Source organism: Variovorax sp. GW458-11-26-14-LB1 (genome assembly GCF_059423965.1).
The window spans coordinates 36,319-52,703 of record NZ_JBWKYW010000018.1; the positions used below are offsets into that span (position 1 = coordinate 36,319).

Genomic DNA, 16,385 nt, shown 5'->3' on the forward strand with positions numbered 1-16,385 from the left:
CGCCTCAGGGGTGTTGCGAGGTCGCCAGCCGCTCGCGGGCAAAGGGCCGCAGGTCGAGGCCGTGCGCGCTTTCGCGCCCCAGCACGCGGTCGGCGATGGCGTCGCCCAGCCCGGCCGAGTGCTTGAAGCCGTGGCCCGAGCAGGCCGAGACGATCAGCACGTTCGGCAGGCCGTCGAGCGCGTCGATCACGAAGCGGCGGTCGGGCGTGACGGTGTACATGCAGGCGCGGGCCTTGAGCGCGTGCCCCGCGATCTGCGGAAAGCGCCCGGCCACGCGGTGGCGGTACATGGCGGCGCTTTCTTCGGCGCTCACCTCGCGGTCGAGCGCGTCGGGCGTGGTGGCGTCGACGTACTGCTCGGTGGCGACCTTCAGCGCGGGCTGCGACGCGTCGGAGGCCGGAAAACCGTACATGTAGTCTTCCTGCGCGTCGCCGAACATCCAGATGAAGATGGGAAAGCGTCCGGGCGCGAAGTCGGCCGCGGCGGCGGGGCCGGTGTCGAACCAGTGCATCACCTGGCGGTGCACCGAGAAGTGGGCCTGCCAGTCGGTGCGCGCCTGCCGGCCAAGGAATTCGGGCAGCCAGGCGCCGGCCGCGACCACGACCTGGTCGGCGGTGAAGCTCGCGGTTTCGGTGCGCACGCGCACGGTGTCGCCGTTGCCCACGGGCTCGACGCCCAGCACGCGCTCGCCGGTGCGGGTCTGTGCGCCGTCGGCGCGGGCCACGGCGAGCTGGGCGGCGATGGCGTCTTCGGGGCGCACGAAGCCGGCGTCGCGCTCGAGGTAGCCGATCTCGTCGCCCTGCAGGTGAAACTGCGGGTAGCGCGCGCGGATGCCGGCGGCGTCGAGCACCTCGTGCGCGATGCCGAAGCGCTCGGCGCAGGCGATGGTGCGGCGCACGAAGTCGGACTTGCCGTGGTGTTCGGCCACGCGGTCGCGCGGCGCGAGGATGAGGCCACCGGTGGTGGTCATCAGCGGTCGGCCGGTGCGCGCCTCGAGCTCGCGCCAGATGGCGTGCGAGCGGTGCACCAGCGGCACGTACTCGTCGCCTTCGCCGACGGCCAGCCGCGTGATGCGCGAATCGCCGTGCGAGGAGCCGCGGTCGTGCGGCGGTGCGAACTGGTCGATGCCGAGCACGCGCGCGCCGCGTTGCGAGAGCTGGTAGAGGGTGGCCGCGCCGAGGGCGCCCAGGCCGATGACGATCGCGTCGTAATGAGTAGGAGAACGGGTCACGGGGCGAGAGGTTTCGTCGTCACACAAGGTTCAGGTCGAGAAACGCATCCTTCACCGCGATGGGCTGGGGAATGAGCTTCAGCTGCGCGAACACGTCGGCCAGGCCCTGCTGTTCACGGGCGATGGCGGGCGTGAGCGCCACGACGCCATAGTGCCGCCGTTCGGTCGCCAACGCCAGCACCTTGGGCTCGACCTTCAGCTGCGGCGCGAGCGTGGCCACCACCTCGCCGGGGTGGGCCTGGGCCCAGTCGTTGGCCTTGCGCAGCTCGGCAAACACGGTGCGCAGCGTGTCGGTGTTGGCGCGCGCGAAGGCGGGCTGCGCGAAGTGGTAGGTGCGGTTGCCGCTCAGGCCGGTGCCGTCGAACAGCAGGCGCGACTCGGTCGCCACCTGCGCGCCGGCCAGGAACGGGTCCCACAGGCCGATGGCCGCGACGCTGCCCGATTGGTAGGCGGCCACGGTGTCGGAGGCCGTGACGATGTAGACCGGCTCGATGTCTTCGTAGCGCAGGCCGGCCGCTTCGAGCGCGCGGATCAGCACGTACTGCGTGTTGTAGCCGCGGCCGGTGACGACCTTCTTGCCCCTGAGGTCGCGCACGTTGCGGATCGGCGAGTCGCGCGGCACCAGGAAGCCGACGCCGCCGGGGTAGGGGCTTTCGGCCGCGAGGTAGACCAGGCCCTTGCCGCTGGCTTGCTGGAACACGCCGATGCCGTCGGAGGCATGGCCGAAGTCGATGGCACCGGCCGCCAGCGCTTCCGACAGCTGGCTGCCGCCGAGGAACTCGCGCCACTCGACGCTCACGCCGGCCGGTGCGAGCGCCTTCTCGAGCTGGCCCGTGCCCTTGAGGATGTTGAGCGTGTTGAACTTCTGGTAGCCGATGCGCAGCGTGCGGGCGCGCGTCTGGGCGAACAGCGGAGCCGACGCGGCCACGGCGGCGGCACCGATGCCGGCGCGAAGCAGAAGGCGCCGGGAGACGGCGGGCGAGGAAGAGCGTGGGAAGTGCATGGGAAGAGCGGGGCCGCGTCGCGCGGCCGAAGAAGAAAAAAGCAGTCAGTCGGAAGGCAGAGGCTGGCCACTCTAGGGATCGACGCCTTCGTGCGCCACGAAGCTTTTGTCATTTGTTCATGCGCAACTCATCGCTGCATATGCAAGCGGAAATTGCTTCGTTGGCGCCGCACGCAGCGCTGCCTAGAGTCGCGCTCTCTTTTTCCACTTCCCGCGAAGCGCAGGCATGACCCGCAACACCCACTCTTTCACCGTGACCAGCCTGGCCCTGGCAATCGGCGCTCTCACCACCCTGGGCAACATCGCCTGGGCCGACAAGCTCGACGACATCCGCAAGGCCGGCGTGCTGCGCGTGGCCGCGTTCGACGGCAACCCGCCCTTCGGCTACATCGATCCGGCCAGCAAGAAGCAGGTGGGCCACGACATCGACCTGGCGACCGAGTTCGCGAAGAGCCTGGGCGTGAAGATCGAGCTGGTGCCGACCAACCCGGCCAACCGCATCCCGCTGCTCACCTCGGGCAAGGCCGACGTGGTGTTCGCCAGCTTCACCATCACCGACGAGCGTGCCAAGGCGGTGGACTTCACCACGCCGTACTTCCTGGTCGGCCAGCAGTTCCTGGCGAAGAAGGGCGTGCTGAAGGAGGCGGCGCAGATCAAGGACATCCGCATCGGCACCGAGAAGGGCACGACCATGGAGTCGAACCTGCGCAAGAACTACCCCGACGCCAAGGTCGTGCTCTACGACGATTCGCCCTTTGCGCTGGCCGCGCTGCGCAACGGCAACGTGCAGGCCATCACCAACGACGGCGTGAAGCTCACGGCGCAGTGGAACGCGATTCCCGACAAGGAGAAGTACGAGATCCCGGCGATCACGGTGTCGAAGGAATACCTCGGCGCGGCCGTGGCCAAGGGCGAGACGCGCCTGCTCGAGACGCTCAACGCCTGGCTGGTCGACAGCGAGAAGAACGGCCGCGCCGTGGCGATCTACGACACCTGGTTCGGCCCGAACAGCAAGGCGCCGCTGCCGCGCCTGCTGAAGATCGGCGACCAGCGCGTGGCTGCCAATTGATGGGGCACGCAGCGACCGGATCGATGCGGCCTTGAGCGATTTCCTGCGCGAGCACCTGCTCGCGCCCCATTACCTCGGCTGGCTGCTCGACGGCTGGCTCGTGACCGTGGGCGCCTCGCTGCTGGTGGCGGCGGGCGCCACGCTGCTGGGTGTCGTCGTGGCGGCGGGGCGCTCGTCGAGCCGGCCCGCGTGGCTGCGTGTGAGCGGCGCGTACGTCTCGCTGTTTCGCAACACGCCGCTGCTGGTGCAGCTCTTCTTCTGGTACTTCGGCGCGCCCAGCCTGCTGCCCGAGGCGCTGCGCGAAGGGCTCCTGGCGGGGCGCTTCATTTCCTTCGAGCTTCTGTCGGCGTTGCTCGGCCTCACGCTGTATGCGGCCGCCTACGTGGGTGAGGACATCCGCTCGGGCATCCGCGGCGTGCCCGAGGGGCAGACGCTGGCGGCGCAGGCGCTGGGCTTCACGCGCGCGCAGGTGCTGGCGCAGGTGGTGCTGCCGCAGGCGCTGCGCATCGCGTTGCCGCCGCTGCTGGGGCAGTACATGAACATCGTCAAGAACACCTCGCTCGCGATGGCCGTGGGGCTGGTCGAGTTGTCGTACGCCTCGCGCCAGGTCGAGGCGGAAACCTTCAAGACCTTCCAGGCCTTCGGCGTGGCGACGTTGCTCTACGTCGTGACCATCGGCGCGATCGAGCTGCTGGCGGCGTGGGCTGCGCGTCGGCAATCGCAGCTGCCGGGGAGGGTGACGGCATGAGCGACGCGCTGCACATGCTGTGGGACAGCCTGCCGTACCTGCTATGGGGCGCCTTTCCGCAGGGCGAGCTGGGCGGTGCGGCGCTCACGGTGCTGCTCAGCGCCGGCTCGGGCATCGCGTCGGCGCTACTCGGCTTGGCGTGGGGCATCGGGCTGGCCATGGCGCGGGGGCCGCTGAAGCGCGTGCTGACGCTGGGCCTGGCCTTCCTGCGCGCGATCCCGGTGCTGATGCTGATCTTCTGGACCTACTTCCTGCTGCCGTTCGCGCTGGGCGTGAGCGTGCCGGGCGTGCTGTCGGTGATGTGCGCGCTGTCGCTGGTGGGCGGCGCCTACCTGGCGCACGCGGTGCATGCGGGCATCCGCGGCATCGGTGCGGGGCAGTGGGCGGCGGGGCTGTCGCTCGGGCTCACGCGCTGGGGCACGCTGCGCCACGTCGTGCTGCCGCAGGCGCTGCGGATGATGCTGCCGTCGTTCGTCAACCAGTGGGTCACGCTCGTGAAGGACAGCTCGCTGGCGTACGTGGTGGGCGTGGGCGAGCTGTCGTTCGTGGCTTCGCAGGTGAACGCGCGCACCATGGTCTATCCGGCGGAGATCTTCGTGCTGGTGGGCGCGATCTACTGGCTGCTGTGCACCGGGCTGGACCGGCTGGCCCACGGGGTCGTGCGCCGCGCGCAGGCGGCTGCGCCGGTTGTCATGAACTTTTCTGGAAAAGGTCTTGAGCGCTTCGCATAATCGTCCCGGTCATTCCGACAGCCTTTTCCATTTCAAGGAGTTCCACCCATGGCACAGACCCGGATCGCCGTCATCGTCGGCAGCCTGCGCAAGGATTCGTTCAACCACAAGCTGGCCCTGGCGCTGGCGCATCTCGCGCCGTCGGACTTCACGTTCGAGACCCTGCGCATCGACGACCTGCCGCTGTACAACCAGGACGACGACGGCAACCAGGCCGCGCAGGTGAAGCGCCTCAAGAGCGAAGTCGCGGCGGCTCAGGGCGTGCTGTTCGTCACGCCCGAATACAACCGCTCGATCCCCGGCGTCCTGAAGAATGCCATCGACCACGCTTCGCGCCCCTACGGTCAGAGCGTGTGGGCCGGCAAGCCGACCGGCGTGCTCGGCATCTCGGTGGGCGCCATCGGCACCGCGCTGGCGCAGCAGCACCTGCGCAACATCCTGGCGTATCTCGACGCGCCCACGATGGGCGGCCCCGAGGTGTTCCTGCAGGCCAAGGAAGGCCTGTTCGACGACAAGGGCCACATCGGCAACGAAGGCACGCAGAAGTTCCTGCAGGGCTGGATGGACAAGTACGTCGCCTGGGTCAAGGCCCATTCGGCAGCCTGAACGCAAGGCAATCGCCCATGAAAAAACCGCCCCACGGGGCGGTTTTTTCGTTCCGGTGTCGGAGCCATCTAGCTGTTGCACAAGATTCCTCGCCCCTCAGAACGAGGGGTTTCTTCGGGACCGCTAGTGGAGCGATTTAAGCCCGACCACGCCCATGACAATGAGTCCAATGCAAAGCAGCCGGAGTGCCGAAGCCGACTCTCCCAAGAGAACCATGCCCACAATCGCTGTTCCGACCGCACCGATGCCTGTCCACACGGCGTAGGCAGAACCGACTGGCAAATGCCTCAGCGAGAAGGTGAGCAGTGACAGGCTGCCGAGAAGCGAAGCGATCGTGCCTGCCAACACCCAAGGGCGGTCGAATCTTGTGGCCGATTTCAGCCCGACGGCAAATAGGATTTCGAGTCCCCCAGCAGAAAAAAGCGCTACCCATGCGGTCATCGCATTCATGATTGGGCCCATTCGGCTGCGAGTCGCATGCGCAAGATCAAAGGCACAGAAGCAACACGATGCTTTGAGCGACCAACGTGAAAGGACACCTTGCTGCTGAACAGGCAGAAGTGAGCGGCCTGTTGGTCCGTCAAGTGAAATCCGACATACAGGACGAGCTCAGATGCTGTGCCGTGCTCAAACGCGCGTTTACTGAGTTGGCCTCTTACAGCATGCCCACAGAAAACCAGATCCGCTGCCTGCTCGGCATCGGTTTGTTGGGCACGTCGAGAAGCTGAGGAAACTTCTTGTTGACCAGTCGTGGGATCGAATGTGATGCGCGCCATCAGTTCGTTGCGTGCAGGAGCCATCGCAACGTAGTTGCTGATTTCATTCCCAATCGCTTCTTCTCGGAGTCCTTGTGCATGCAAGGCTTCCTGGCCCTGCAGCCAAAGCGACTCCTTGGTTTCGAAGCTGACGGCGTATGGAGGCCTTGTCGGCAAGCTGTGAGCGGCTCGGAGATCAAGAAGCCGTTGGCTGTGCGTACTGCGTGCCTGCTCAAACTGCCTTCGTGGCAGGGGCTGTGACCCTCTCGGTGAGCGCTGAGTTTCGGTCACTTCAGTTCGCAAGGAGCTTGCCGTTCAAGACGATACGGAAGGTCCGCACAGTCAGTAGCGACAGAGCCGCGGTGAGCAGAATCAGCAAGCCCCAGGCAAGCCACGTCAGGGGCTGTGATGACTGCACGGACGCATATTTGAGTGCAGCGTTGACGAGCGCGGCAAGGGGGAAGCTGATGGCCCACCAAGCGGGACCGAACGCAATGCCCGGCCGAAACACTTTGGGAGCCAGAACCAGGAACAGGAAGAGGCCGAAATAAAAGAGCATTGCGGCGAAGGCGTCGACTTCGCCTGTGAGATTGGTGTAGGCGAGGAAGCCAACCTCAAACGGAGCCACGAGAATCATCAGAGAAGGCGTCATGGCCGCAGCGAGCGGCTCTCGCTGCACGAGTCTCACAACGATCATCGTGAACATCACCAAGGCGAGGGCCGTGCCAATGCCGGCAGCGACACGCAAAGTCTCGGCGGAGCCCGGTAGATCGGTGTAGGCGAAGGTCACGGCAATGTCCAGCGCGGCAACACCGGGAATCAACCAGGCAGGCACGGCGTGCGAGGGGTCACCCCCGCCGGATAGCAGCCGGGAAACGACGACGTAGCTCACCAGGAGTGTCGTGACGGTGCCAACGATCCACAACACCAGTCCCACCTGCCCGAAGTAGTGGCCCAGTACGGCCGACTGCAGCAACAGCGAGATGGTGATTGTTCCGAAGAAGTTGCCAGCGATGGGGTGGCGGAACTCGGCCAGGACAGCGTCGGGATGCTTCACCAGCTTGAAAAGATACGCGACCGTGATGGCCAGAAAAACGAGGCTGGAAAAGATGCTCAGGGCATCCGCGACTTGCGGGCCAAAGCCAAGAGACCGGGTGGCCAGGCGCCAACCCAGTGCAAGGCCTGAGAGGCCCATGACAGCTCCGAAAAGGTTGACAGGAAGATTTCGGATGGAACCAGTTACTGCAGGGCGGGACTGCTGTTCAGCAGAGAGGAGATCGGCGGTCATTTGTTGCTCCGTATGTTGGCGGAAAATGCCATGTGCGAAAGTTTCCGCCAACAGGCGAGGGCGCGGGCTGCAGTCCTCCGTTCTTTTCTGCCAATGTTCAAGCAGATACAGCCGACCTCGTTACAGCATGGTCAAACCCCGTGGCTTGAATTGCCAATCCCGTGAGATCCCGCCAAACTTCCGGCACGGCGCGCCCATGGCGTGCATGACGGAGCCACCCCGATGCGTATCGCCATCCTTGCTTTCCCACGTGTTCAGCTGCTTGATGTTGTCGGCCCGGCTGACATCTTTGCCGAGGCTTCGAGGCAGCTGGGAGATCCGCGCGCGTACCGCGTGCAAGTCATCGCCCCAGATGAAGGGGCACTCAAGAGCAGCAGCGGGCTGCGTCTGATGATCGATGCCACGATTGCCAGCCATCGAGGTGCGATCGACACGTTGCTGGTTGCGGGCAGTCCAGATGTGCACAGCGTGACGGGCAACGAAGCGCTCAAGACGTGGCTTCGGCAGCAATGTGGGAGGGTGCGACGCATCGGGTCGGTTTGCAGCGGCGCCTTTGTGTTGGCAGCAGCCGGTCTTCTGAGCGGAAAGAAGGTGGCCACGCACTGGAATGCAGCAGACCGACTTGCCGCGGACTATCCAACTACAGACGTTGACGCTGACGCAATATTCGTGAGAGATGGGAATCTCTACACGTCGGCGGGCGTATCTGCTGGAATGGATCTCGCGCTCGCTCTGGTCGAGGAAGATCATGGGCGCGATCTGGCACTTCGCGTGGCTCGCGAGATGGTGATGTTTCTGAAGCGCCCCGGGGGCCAGTCCCAGTTCAGTGCGCACCTCGCGGCCCAGACCGCCGAGCGTTCCGCAATTCGTGAGATTCAAGACTTTGTCCTGGGCAACCTCCGGGCCGACCTCAGCGTGCCTGCGCTCGCCCTGCAAGCAAAGATGAGTAAGCGGAACTTTGCGCGGATTTTTCGACTTGAGGCTGGCATGACGCCTGCAGACTATGTCGAGAGCGTGCGAATCGACGCAGCGCGCAGGCGCATCGAGGAGTCAAACGTTTCGTTGAAGGGTTTGGCCGACGAAGTCGGCTATGCCAATGGGGACGGTCTTCGCCGGGCGTTTCACCGGCGGCTCGGGGTCGGACCTGCGGACTACCGCAAAAGATTCTCCAGCTGAAGCTCTTGGGTCTGCAGAAGGTAGCGCACAGTGAACGCTCGATTGGCCCAGACAGCTCTACGCTGCATAGGCTCAACCAAGCGGCAATGACATCCAGCTTCTTAAGCGACTGGTTCCGTTGGCTTTTGCATCAGCCAGACAAGTCCGTTCCGGCCGCGGAAGCTTCAGGCCGCTTGCGCGACGGTCGTCTGGTTCGCAGCTTCGGTCGTGGCCACGAGGATGTCGGCGCGGGCGGCGGCCAGTGCGGCGGCCTTGGGCGCGTCACCCATCGCGATGCCTTCGGCGCGCACGAAGCGCACGTCGGTGATGCCGAAGAAGCCGAAGATCACCTTCAGGTAGCTCTCCTGGTGCTCGGCCGCCTGGCCGCCTTCGGAGGTGGAGTAGATGCCGCCGCGGCTCGATGCCACGATCACGGTCTTGCCACCGGCCAGGCCGACGGGGCCCTTCTCGGTGTACTTGAAGGTGCGGCCGGCTTGCGCGAGGCGGTCGATCCAGGCCTTGAGCTGGGTCGGGATGGTGAAGTTGTACAGCGGGGCGCCGAGCACCACGACGTCGGCGGCCAGGAACTGGCTCACCAGCTTTTCCGACAGGGCGTTCTCGCGCAGTTGCGCTTCGGTCGGTTGGGCCTGCACGCCGGTCTTGATGCCGAGGGCGTCGACGCCGAAGTGCGAGGGCGCGTCCACGGCGAGGTCCAGGTACTCGACCTGGGTGTCGGGGTGGGCGGCGCGCCAGGCGGCGACGGTTTCGGCGGTCAGCTGGCGCGAGGTGGAGCCGGCGGCGAGGATGCTGGAGTCGATGTGGAGCAGCTTCATGTCAGTCAATCACTTTCTGTGCAAGGTGTCGGCGCTGAGAAGTGGCCGGCGTTGGGAGAATTCTATTTTTGATGTGAGTGACTGATAAGTGGCCAAAATTTGATCAGATCGTTCTGTTGGTAGGACAATAAAGCCATGCAAGACCTCAACGACATGGTGTTCTTCGCCGAGGTGGCCGAGCGGGGCGGCTTTGCCGCCGCCAGCCGGGCGCTGGGCATTCCCAAATCGCGGCTGTCGCGCCGCGTGGCCGAACTCGAGGAACGGCTGGGCGTGCAGCTGATGCAGCGCAGCACGCGGCGCCTGTCGCTCACGCCGGCCGGCGAGATCTACCTGCGGCATGCAGCCGCGATGCGCGATGCGGCGCAGGCCGCAGCCGAATCGGTGGCGCAGGTGCAGAACGAGCCGAGCGGGCTGGTGCGGCTGAGCGTTCCCATCACGATGGCGTACAGCGGGGTTGCGCAGCTGCTGCCGATGTTCATGGAGCGCTATCCGGCGGTGCGGGTCGACGTGCGCGTCATCAACCGTCCGGTGGACCTGATCGAGGAAGGCTTCGACATCGCATTGCGGGTGCGGCCCGTCGTGGAGGAAAGCGCCACGCTGGTGGCGAAGATCCTGGGCACCGGCCGCGGGGTGCTGGTGGCCAGTCCGGCGGTGATGCAGCGGCAGGGGCCGGTGGCAACGCTGGCCGACCTTGCGCGGCTGGACACCATGGCGATGTCGGTCAACGGCGAAGGCCGCAGCGAATGGCGGCTCAAGGGGCCGAACGGCGCGAGCCACGTGCATGTCCACACGCCGCGCTACGTGGCGGACGACATCGCGACGCTGCAGCTCGCCGCCATCGCAGGCATCGGCGCCACGCTGCTGCCGGGCTACATGTGCGCCGCCGACATCGAGGCGGGCCGGCTGGTGAGGCTGCTGGGCGACTGGGGCCCGGAGGAGGCCGTCGCGCACATTGTGTTCCCGCCGCGGCGGGCGCTAGTGCCGGCGGTGCGGCGATTGATCGATTTCCTGTTCGAACACCTGCAGGGCGTCGAGGGCGCGCCTTTGCTGAGACCGGACGGGAAACCCTGCGATTTACACCCCGATATGCGAAAAACGCCATAACCAAACAAGTAGATATTCGTTTGCCATTGAAGCAGCGGTTCGCACAATCCAGGGCTTCACCCCCTCCTTGGAGCGACCATGGCAACCCTGCGACTCGGCGACACCGCCCCCAATTTCACCCAGGACTCCAGCGAAGGCCCGATCGACTTCTACCAGTGGGCCGGCGATTCGTGGATCGTGTTCTTCTCGCACCCGGCCGATTTCACGCCCGTGTGCACCACCGAACTCGGCAAGACGGCGGCGCTGTCGGGCGAGTTCGCCAAGCGCGGCGTCAAGCCCATCGCGCTGAGCGTCGACCCGGCCACCAAGCACAAGGAGTGGATCGGCGACATCAACGAGACGCAGAACACCACCGTCAACTTCCCGATCATTGCGGACGCCGACCGCAAGGTGGCCGACCTGTACGACCTGATCCACCCGAACGCCTCGACCACGGCCACGGTGCGCAGCGTCTACATCATCGATCCCAAGAAGGTCATCCGCACCACCATCACCTACCCGGCGTCGACCGGCCGCAACTTCGACGAGATCCTGCGCGTCATCGACTCGCTGCAGCTCACCGACAGCCACAAGGTCGCCACGCCCGTGAACTGGAAGGACGGCGACGACGTCGTCATCGTGCCGAGCATCCAGGACCCGGCCGAGCTGGCCGAGCGCTTCCCCAAGGGCTTCAAGGCGGTCAAGCCTTACCTGCGCATCACGCCGCAGCCCAACAAGTAAGAAGCCGCAGGACCGCGCCGTCATGCAGACTCGTGTCGTCATCGTGCCCGGTTGGCGCGACTCCGGGCCCGGCCATTGGCAGAGCCTGTGGGAAGAACGCATTCCGGGCGCGGCGCGGGTGGCGCAGGACGACTGGGCCTCGCCCAAGCGCGACGCCTGGGTGCCCGCACTGGCCAAGCTGGTGCTCGAAAGCGAAGGCCCCGTGGTCATCGCGGCGCACAGCCTGGGCTGCATCGCCACGGCGCACCTGCCGCCCGAGGCCGCCGCCCGCATCCAGGGCGCGCTGCTGGTGGCGCCGGCCGACCCCGAGCGCCGCGCGGTGCTGTCCGACTTCGCCCCCGTGCCCTACGCGGCGCTGCCGTACCGCAGCATCGTGGTGGCGAGCAGCAACGATCCCTATTGCCCGATCCGCCTGGCGGGCGCCTATTCGCGCGCCTGGGGCAGCGAGTTCGTGCGCATGCAGAATGCGGGGCACATCAACATCGATTCGGGGCACGGAGACTGGCCGCTCGGCCTGGCCCTGCTGCAATCGTTGACCGACGAACCCGCCGCCTGGTCGGCGGGACGTGAATTTTCAGAAAACCTGGCAACCACATGACTTCCAGAATCAAGACCTTCGTCGCCGTGCTCGCGCTGGCGTCCTCCGCACTCGCTGGCAGCACCGCCTTCGCACAAGGCACCGGGCTGCTGAACGCCTCGTACGACGTGGCGCGCGAGTTCTACAAGGACTACAACGCGGCCTTCGTGGCGAACTACAAGAAGGCCACGGGCAAGGACGTCAAGATCGACCAGTCGCACGGCGGCTCCAGCGCCCAGGCGCGTGCAGTGGCCGACGGCCTCGACGCCGACGTGGTCACCATGAACACCTCGACCGACATCGACTTCCTGGCCAACGCCGGCGTGGTCGCCAAGGACTGGAACAAGAAGTTCCCCGAGAACGCATCGCCCACCACGTCCACCATGCTGCTGCTGGTGCGCAACGGCAACCCCAAGGGCATCAAGGACTGGGACGACCTGGTCAAGCCCGGCGTGCAGGTCGTGATCGTCAACCCCAAGACCGGCGGCAACGGTCGCTATGCCTACCTGGCCGCCTGGGGCTACATCAAGAAGAAGGGCGGCACCGACGCCCAGGCTGCCGAGTTCGTCGGCAAGCTGTTCAAGAACGTGCCGGTGCTGGCACGCGGCGGCCGCGACGCGACCACCGCCTTCCTGCAACGCAACATCGGCGACGCGCTGATCACCTTCGAATCCGAAGTGGTCTCGATCGACCGCGAATTCGGCACCGGCAAGGTCGACTCGGTCTACCCGTCGATCTCCATCGTGGCCGAGAACCCGGTCGCCATCGTCGAGCGCACCGTCAAGAAGAAGGGCACGGGCGAGCTGGCCAAGGCCTACCTCGACTGGCTGTACTCCGAAGAAGCGCAGGAAATCGCCGCCAAGCATGCGCTGCGCCCGCGTTCGCAGACCGTGCTCAAGAAGTACGCCTCGACCTTCAAGCCGCTGCAGCTGTTCACGGTGCAGGAACTGTTCGGCAGCCTGAGCGAAGCGCAGAAGGTGCACTTCAATGACGGCGGCCAGTTCGACAAGCTCTACACGCCCGGCGCGAAGTAAATGAGCGGCGCTGCTTCTTCGGCGCTCCCGGCAGCGGGAGCGCCTTTTTCACGTGCCAACCGGGCAGGGGGCGCCAAGCGCGTGCTGCCCGGTTTCCACATCACGCTCGGCTTCACGATCTTCTATCTGTGCCTGATCGTGCTGATCCCGCTGTCGGCGCTGGTCTTCAAGACCTTCACGATGACCTGGGAGCACTTCTGGGTGTCGGTGACCGCGCCGCGCGTGATGGCCTCGTACCGCCTGACCTTCGGCGCCTCGCTGATCGCGGCGATGGTGAACGCGGTGTTCGGCCTGCTGGTGGCCTGGGTGCTGGTGCGCTACAAGTTCCCGGGCAAGCGCATCGTCGATGCGCTGGTCGACCTGCCGTTCGCGCTGCCCACGGCCGTGGCCGGCATCTCGCTCACGGCGCTGCTGGCAGGCAACGGCTGGATCGGTCAGCTGCTTGAGCCGCACGGCATCAAGCTGGCGTTCACGCCGGCGGGCATCGTGATTGCGCTGATCTTCATCGGGCTGCCGTTCGTGGTGCGCACGGTGCAGCCGGTGCTCGAAGACACCGAGAAAGAACTCGAAGAAGCCGCGACCTCGCTCGGCGCCACGCGCCTGCAGACCTTCACCAAGGTGATTTTTCCGGCAATTGCGCCGGCATTGCTCACGGGCTTTGCCATGGCCTTCGCACGTGCCATCGGCGAGTACGGCTCCGTGATCTTCATCGCCGGCAACATGCCGATGATTTCCGAGATCACGCCGCTCATCATCATCGGCAAGCTGGAGCAGTACGACTACACGGGCGCCACCGCGGTTGCGCTGGTGATGCTGGTGCTGTCATTCATCCTGCTGCTGGTCATCAACGGCCTGCAGGCATGGCAACGCAAGCGCGCAGGAGCCTGACATGAGCGCACCTTCGAAAATCATCCGCCGCGCGCAGGCCGGCACCACCGAGTCGGCCTGGGTCCGCTGGACGCTGATCGGCATCGCCCTGGCGTTCATGTTCCTGTTCCTCGTGCTGCCGCTGGCGGCCGTGGCCGTCGAGGCGCTGCGCAAGGGCCTGAACGTCTACCTCGAGGCGCTGAAGGAACCCGATGCGTGGAGCGCCATCCGCCTCACGCTGATCACCGCGGCCATCGCGGTGCCGATGAACCTCGTCTTCGGCGTGGCCGCAGCGTGGGCCATCGCCAAGTTCGAGTTCCGCGGCAAGGCCTTCCTCACCACGCTGATCGACCTGCCGTTCGCGGTGTCGCCGGTGGTGGCGGGCCTGATCTACGTGCTGGTGTTCGGCGCGCAGGGCTGGTTCGGACCGTGGCTGGCGGAGCACGACATCAAGATCATCTTCGCCGTGCCCGGCATCGTGCTGGCCACCGTGTTCGTGACCTTTCCCTTCATTGCGCGCGAACTCATTCCGCTGATGCAGGCGCAGGGCACCGACGAGGAACAGGCCGCCATCGTGCTCGGCGCGACCGGCTGGCAGACCTTCCGGCGCGTGACCTTGCCCAACATCAAGTGGGGCCTGCTGTACGGCGTGATCCTGTGCAACGCGCGCGCCATGGGCGAGTTCGGCGCGGTGTCGGTGGTGTCGGGCCACATCCGCGGCCAGACCAACACGATGCCGCTGCACGTCGAGGTGCTCTACAACGAATACCAGTCGGTGGCCGCCTTCGCGGTGGCCTCGCTGCTGGCGATCCTGGCGCTGGTCACCCTGGTGATCAAGTCGGTCATCGAGTGGCGCCATGAGCGCGAAATGAAAGCCATCGCCGAGCTGCCGCCCGAGCGTCCCCCCGAGCCTTCGGCGGCCTGAGAAGACGAGAGAACAAGACCATGAGCATCGAAATCCGCAACATCAGCAAGCAGTTCGGCGACTTCCGCGCGCTGAACAACGTGAACCTCGACGTCGAGTCGGGCGAACTGGTCGCGCTGCTCGGCCCTTCGGGCTGCGGCAAGACCACGCTGCTGCGCATCATCGCGGGCCTGGAAACGGCCGACACCGGCAGCATCCATTTCTCGGGCGAAGACACGACCGACGTGCACGTGCGCGAGCGCCAGGTCGGCTTCGTGTTCCAGCACTACGCGCTGTTCCGCCACATGACCGTGTTCGAGAACGTGGCCTTCGGCCTGCGCGTGAAGCCGCGCAAGGAGCGCCCGAGCGACGCGCAGATCAAGGCCAAGGTGACCGACCTGCTCAAGCTGGTGCAGCTCGACTGGCTGGCCGACCGCTACCCGTCGCAGCTGTCCGGCGGCCAGCGCCAGCGCATCGCGCTGGCTCGCGCGCTGGCGGTGGAGCCCAAGGTGCTGCTGCTGGACGAACCCTTCGGCGCGCTCGACGCCAAGGTGCGCAAGGAACTGCGCCGCTGGCTGCGCCGGCTGCACGACGAGCTGCACGTCACCTCGATCTTCGTCACGCACGACCAGGAAGAAGCACTCGAAGTGGCCGACCGCGTGGTGGTCATCAACAAGGGCCGCATCGAGCAGGTCGGCTCGCCGCAGGACGTGTGGGACAAGCCCGCGAGCCCGTTCGTCTACGGCTTCCTGGGCGACGTGAACCTGTTCCACGGACGGGCCGACAACGGCGCCGTGCAACTGGACGGCATGCGCATCGACTCGCCCGAGCACAGCAGCGCGCGCGACGCCAAGGCGCTGGCCTACGTGCGCCCGCATGACCTGGATGTGACACGCTACGTGTCGGGTGCCACGGGCATCGTTGCCACGCTGTCGCGCGCGATCGTGGTCGGACCGATCGCGCGGCTGGAACTTGAGCCCACCGAAACGAATCCAGATAATCCGGGCTCCGGAACCATCATCGAAGCGCAACTCCCTGCGCAACAGTTCCGCGACCTGGGCTTGAAGGAAGGCGACACCGTCGTCGCCAACCCCCGCAAGGCCAGGGTGTTCGTAGAAGAAGATTGGGTATCTCCTTGATCCATTGGTACTTCGGCGCGCCGCGCCGCGCGCTCGGGCTGATCTGCCTGGCCTGTGTCCTCATGCTGGCCTTCGGGCTGTATCTGCAGCACGTGGTCGGGCTCGAACCCTGCCCGATGTGCATCGTGCAGCGCTATGCGCTGATGCTGGTGGCGCTGTTCACCGGCCTGGCGGCGCTGTTCAACAGCCGCGGCCTGCAGGTGACGGGCGGGGTGCTGGCGCTGGCGGCGGCGGTGGGCGGCGCCTACACGGCGGCGCAGCAGAGCTGGCTGCAGTGGTATCCGCCCGAGGTCGTCTCGTGCGGGCGTGACCTGTACGGGATGATCGAGACTTTCCCGCTCAAGCGCGCGCTGCCGATGATCTTCCGCGGCGGCGGCGACTGTTCCAAGATCGACTGGTCGCTGTTCGGCCTGACGCTGGCGAACTGGTCGTTCATCGCGTTCACGGTGCTGGCGCTGTTGCTGCTCACCTTGCTCTTGCGCCGGCGCACCGCGCGCTGAGTTCTTTTTCAGTAGTCTCTTGCGGCGTGGCCCGCTGTCCTTCGAGGGCAGCGGGCCACGCCGTTTTCAGGGGTCGCTGCGCAGGCCCGTGCAAAAAGCCCGTCAAAACGCATGCTTTAGC

General features: G+C 66.0%; 19 protein-coding genes. 13 read left to right on the top strand and 6 right to left on the bottom strand.

Annotated features, from left to right (window positions below; translation table 11 throughout):
• Nucleotides 1–4: 4 nt before the first annotated feature.
• Both solA and AC07YS_RS14260 read right to left on the bottom strand, forming a co-directional pair.
• Nucleotides 5–1,231 (bottom strand): N-methyl-L-tryptophan oxidase, encoded by a 1,227-nt coding sequence (gene solA, locus AC07YS_RS14255; protein WP_495268259.1) that lies wholly within the window; start codon nucleotides 1,229–1,231, stop codon nucleotides 5–7.
• Between the two features lie 19 nt (nucleotides 1,232–1,250).
• Entirely contained in the window at nucleotides 1,251–2,234 is a 984-nt protein-coding gene (locus AC07YS_RS14260) for an aliphatic sulfonate ABC transporter substrate-binding protein (RefSeq protein WP_495268260.1), read from the bottom strand.
• A 226-nt stretch (nucleotides 2,235–2,460) separates the two neighbouring features.
• Here AC07YS_RS14260 and AC07YS_RS14265 point away from each other — a divergent pair, with 226 nt between their 5' ends.
• Genes AC07YS_RS14265 through AC07YS_RS14280 form a run of 4 tightly spaced genes read left to right on the top strand, consistent with a single transcriptional unit; the run spans nucleotide 2,461 to nucleotide 5,388 of the window.
• Nucleotides 2,461–3,303 carry a transporter substrate-binding domain-containing protein gene (locus tag AC07YS_RS14265; RefSeq protein ID WP_492676912.1) on the top strand — a complete coding sequence of 281 codons (843 nt, stop codon included), beginning with the start codon at nucleotides 2,461–2,463 and terminating at the stop codon, nucleotides 3,301–3,303.
• Nucleotides 3,304–3,334: 31 nt separating this feature from the next.
• Nucleotides 3,335–4,051, top strand: coding sequence for an amino acid ABC transporter permease (locus AC07YS_RS14270; protein ID WP_495268261.1), 717 nt, complete (start codon nucleotides 3,335–3,337; stop codon nucleotides 4,049–4,051).
• The gene (locus AC07YS_RS14275; RefSeq protein ID WP_495268262.1) at nucleotides 4,048–4,782 is read left to right on the top strand and encodes an amino acid ABC transporter permease; all 735 of its coding nucleotides are present in this window, start codon (nucleotides 4,048–4,050) and stop codon (nucleotides 4,780–4,782) included. Before AC07YS_RS14270 ends, AC07YS_RS14275 begins: the two co-directional genes overlap by 4 nt.
• 48 nt (nucleotides 4,783–4,830) lie before the next feature.
• On the top strand, nucleotides 4,831–5,388 hold the full coding sequence (locus AC07YS_RS14280) for an NADPH-dependent FMN reductase (RefSeq protein WP_062470062.1): 558 nt from the start codon (nucleotides 4,831–4,833) through the stop codon (nucleotides 5,386–5,388).
• Nucleotides 5,389–5,511: 123 nt separating this feature from the next.
• Here AC07YS_RS14280 and AC07YS_RS14285 read toward each other — a convergent pair whose 3' ends face one another.
• The 3 genes from AC07YS_RS14285 to AC07YS_RS14295 are packed head-to-tail and all read right to left on the bottom strand — an operon-like array spanning nucleotide 5,512 to nucleotide 7,431.
• Nucleotides 5,512–5,838: a DMT family transporter gene (locus AC07YS_RS14285; RefSeq protein ID WP_495268263.1), complete on the bottom strand. Its 327-nt coding sequence runs from the start codon at nucleotides 5,836–5,838 to the stop codon at nucleotides 5,512–5,514.
• A complete protein-coding gene (locus tag AC07YS_RS14290) occupies nucleotides 5,835–6,434 on the bottom strand; it encodes a DUF3501 family protein (protein WP_495268264.1) in 600 nt (199 codons plus the stop codon). Before AC07YS_RS14290 ends, AC07YS_RS14285 begins: the two co-directional genes overlap by 4 nt.
• Before the next feature lies 1 nt (nucleotide 6,435).
• A complete protein-coding gene (locus tag AC07YS_RS14295) occupies nucleotides 6,436–7,431 on the bottom strand; it encodes an SLAC1 anion channel family protein (protein ID WP_495268265.1) in 996 nt (331 codons plus the stop codon).
• A 222-nt stretch (nucleotides 7,432–7,653) separates the two neighbouring features.
• On the opposite strand from AC07YS_RS14295, the gene AC07YS_RS14300 reads away from it, so the two are divergent.
• The gene (locus AC07YS_RS14300; protein WP_495268266.1) at nucleotides 7,654–8,607 is read left to right on the top strand and encodes a GlxA family transcriptional regulator; all 954 of its coding nucleotides are present in this window, start codon (nucleotides 7,654–7,656) and stop codon (nucleotides 8,605–8,607) included.
• A 164-nt stretch (nucleotides 8,608–8,771) separates the two neighbouring features.
• Here AC07YS_RS14300 and AC07YS_RS14305 read toward each other — a convergent pair whose 3' ends face one another.
• Entirely contained in the window at nucleotides 8,772–9,419 is a 648-nt protein-coding gene (locus tag AC07YS_RS14305; protein WP_487846851.1) for an FMN-dependent NADH-azoreductase, read from the bottom strand.
• 135 nt (nucleotides 9,420–9,554) lie between these two features.
• Between AC07YS_RS14305 and AC07YS_RS14310 the strand changes: the two genes are divergently transcribed.
• The 8 genes from AC07YS_RS14310 to AC07YS_RS14345 all read left to right on the top strand — a co-directional run bounded on the left by AC07YS_RS14310 (nucleotide 9,555) and on the right by AC07YS_RS14345 (nucleotide 16,264).
• Nucleotides 9,555–10,523, top strand: a complete 969-nt coding sequence (locus AC07YS_RS14310; protein ID WP_495268267.1) for a LysR family transcriptional regulator — start codon at nucleotides 9,555–9,557, stop codon at nucleotides 10,521–10,523.
• A 78-nt stretch (nucleotides 10,524–10,601) separates the two neighbouring features.
• Complete coding sequence (locus AC07YS_RS14315) at nucleotides 10,602–11,243, top strand: peroxiredoxin (protein WP_062470070.1); 642 nt, start codon at nucleotides 10,602–10,604, stop codon at nucleotides 11,241–11,243.
• A 22-nt stretch (nucleotides 11,244–11,265) separates the two neighbouring features.
• Nucleotides 11,266–11,841, top strand: coding sequence for an RBBP9/YdeN family alpha/beta hydrolase (locus AC07YS_RS14320; protein ID WP_056580397.1), 576 nt, complete (start codon nucleotides 11,266–11,268; stop codon nucleotides 11,839–11,841).
• Complete coding sequence (locus AC07YS_RS14325) at nucleotides 11,838–12,854, top strand: sulfate ABC transporter substrate-binding protein (RefSeq protein WP_062470072.1); 1,017 nt, start codon at nucleotides 11,838–11,840, stop codon at nucleotides 12,852–12,854. The genes AC07YS_RS14320 and AC07YS_RS14325 overlap by 4 nt, the downstream gene beginning before the upstream one ends.
• The gene (gene cysT / locus AC07YS_RS14330) at nucleotides 12,855–13,742 is read left to right on the top strand and encodes a sulfate ABC transporter permease subunit CysT (protein WP_495268268.1); all 888 of its coding nucleotides are present in this window, start codon (nucleotides 12,855–12,857) and stop codon (nucleotides 13,740–13,742) included. It abuts the gene before it with no gap.
• 1 nt (nucleotide 13,743) lies between these two features.
• A complete protein-coding gene (gene cysW / locus AC07YS_RS14335) occupies nucleotides 13,744–14,646 on the top strand; it encodes a sulfate ABC transporter permease subunit CysW (protein WP_492727024.1) in 903 nt (300 codons plus the stop codon).
• 20 nt (nucleotides 14,647–14,666) lie between these two features.
• Complete coding sequence (locus tag AC07YS_RS14340; RefSeq protein ID WP_062470081.1) at nucleotides 14,667–15,764, top strand: sulfate/molybdate ABC transporter ATP-binding protein; 1,098 nt, start codon at nucleotides 14,667–14,669, stop codon at nucleotides 15,762–15,764.
• A complete protein-coding gene (locus AC07YS_RS14345) occupies nucleotides 15,761–16,264 on the top strand; it encodes a disulfide bond formation protein B (protein WP_062470083.1) in 504 nt (167 codons plus the stop codon). The genes AC07YS_RS14340 and AC07YS_RS14345 overlap by 4 nt, the downstream gene beginning before the upstream one ends.
• Nucleotides 16,265–16,385: the final 121 nt, after the last annotated feature.

Coding starts and splice junctions, on each gene's coding strand:
- AC07YS_RS14275 (WP_495268262.1), top strand. CDS start 4,048: ATGAGCGACGCGCTGCACATGCTGTGGGACAGCCTGCCGTACCTGCTA.
- AC07YS_RS14300 (WP_495268266.1), top strand. CDS start 7,654: ATGCGTATCGCCATCCTTGCTTTCCCACGTGTTCAGCTGCTTGATGTT.
- AC07YS_RS14310 (WP_495268267.1), top strand. CDS start 9,555: ATGCAAGACCTCAACGACATGGTGTTCTTCGCCGAGGTGGCCGAGCGG.
- cysT (WP_495268268.1), top strand. CDS start 12,855: ATGAGCGGCGCTGCTTCTTCGGCGCTCCCGGCAGCGGGAGCGCCTTTT.
- cysW (WP_492727024.1), top strand. CDS start 13,744: ATGAGCGCACCTTCGAAAATCATCCGCCGCGCGCAGGCCGGCACCACC.
- AC07YS_RS14295 (WP_495268265.1), bottom strand. CDS start 7,431: ATGACCGCCGATCTCCTCTCTGCTGAACAGCAGTCCCGCCCTGCAGTA.
- AC07YS_RS14265 (WP_492676912.1), top strand. CDS start 2,461: ATGACCCGCAACACCCACTCTTTCACCGTGACCAGCCTGGCCCTGGCA.
- AC07YS_RS14325 (WP_062470072.1), top strand. CDS start 11,838: ATGACTTCCAGAATCAAGACCTTCGTCGCCGTGCTCGCGCTGGCGTCC.
- AC07YS_RS14320 (WP_056580397.1), top strand. CDS start 11,266: ATGCAGACTCGTGTCGTCATCGTGCCCGGTTGGCGCGACTCCGGGCCC.
- AC07YS_RS14315 (WP_062470070.1), top strand. CDS start 10,602: ATGGCAACCCTGCGACTCGGCGACACCGCCCCCAATTTCACCCAGGAC.
- AC07YS_RS14285 (WP_495268263.1), bottom strand. CDS start 5,838: ATGAATGCGATGACCGCATGGGTAGCGCTTTTTTCTGCTGGGGGACTC.
- AC07YS_RS14340 (WP_062470081.1), top strand. CDS start 14,667: ATGAGCATCGAAATCCGCAACATCAGCAAGCAGTTCGGCGACTTCCGC.
- AC07YS_RS14280 (WP_062470062.1), top strand. CDS start 4,831: ATGGCACAGACCCGGATCGCCGTCATCGTCGGCAGCCTGCGCAAGGAT.
- AC07YS_RS14305 (WP_487846851.1), bottom strand. CDS start 9,419: ATGAAGCTGCTCCACATCGACTCCAGCATCCTCGCCGCCGGCTCCACC.
- AC07YS_RS14260 (WP_495268260.1), bottom strand. CDS start 2,234: ATGCACTTCCCACGCTCTTCCTCGCCCGCCGTCTCCCGGCGCCTTCTG.